2 protein-coding genes are annotated in these 871 nt (G+C 52.4%); both read right to left on the reverse strand.

Features of this window, described 5'->3' with window-relative positions; translation table 11 throughout:
* The coding region (gene trpD / locus C7R94_RS29205; protein ID WP_106785997.1) for an anthranilate phosphoribosyltransferase at window positions 1–699 on the reverse strand (699 nt) is incomplete at its 3' end.
* Window positions 693–871 (reverse strand): chorismate-binding protein (locus C7R94_RS29210; protein WP_199197980.1); only part of this gene is annotated, 179 nt, incomplete at its 5' end. The genes trpD and C7R94_RS29210, both read right to left, overlap by 7 nt.

Raw genomic sequence — 871 nt, forward strand, 5'->3', positions numbered from 1 at the left:
GCTCGTTCCCGTGACTGTCAGTTCATCCAAACCATCCGAGCCTGCTACAACGAGCGCTCTTTTCACATCGAGCTCGTGTAAGACTGCGGCTACATTCGGAAGCAGTTTAGCATCATAAACGCCCATCAACTGATGGCTGGCACCTGCTGGATTCGTCAATGGCCCCAGTAAATTAAATACCGTGCGAATCGCCAATTCTTTTCGCGGACCAGCCGCATGCTTCATCGCTTGGTGGTAAAGGGGAGCGAACAAGAAGCAGAGATTGGTCGCGCGCAGGCAATCCGCAGCGTCCTTTGGAGATAAATTGACGGGTACTCCCAACGCTTCCAACACATCAGCACTGCCGCTTTTGCTGGAAACTGCACGATTCCCGTGCTTGGCGATGCGTACACCGTCAGCTGCTGCGACAACTGCACTCGCCGTCGAAATGTTAAAAGTATGACTTCCGTCTCCACCTGTTCCGCAAGTGTCTACCAGACCTGGCAGATCGATGGGAAAACTCATTGCCCGCGCTCTCATGGCTTTGGCAAAACCGATAATCTCTTCCACCTGCTCGCCTTTCAAGCGAAGACTCGCTAAAAATGCACCAATCTGAGCTGGAGTTGCCTTTCCGTCCATAATCTCGCCCATAGCCTCTTCTGCAACCGTTCGTGATAAGTGCTTCCCAAGCAGAATTTGTTCCAGCGCGTACGTTAGCATGACAACTCCACCTTTCCGACGAACAACTGTTCCGCTTTTTCTAACGCAGAGAGCATTGCTGCTGCTTTGTTCACCGTCTCTTGGTATTCACTCGCAGGGACCGAGTCCGCTACGATGCCTGCACCCGCCTGTACATGTGCGTAACCATCCTGAAAGAACAACGTACGAATCG

The sequence above is a fragment of the Brevibacillus sp. NRRL NRS-603 genome (assembly GCF_003013445.1).
GTDB lineage: Bacteria > Bacillota > Bacilli > Brevibacillales > Brevibacillaceae > Brevibacillus > Brevibacillus formosus.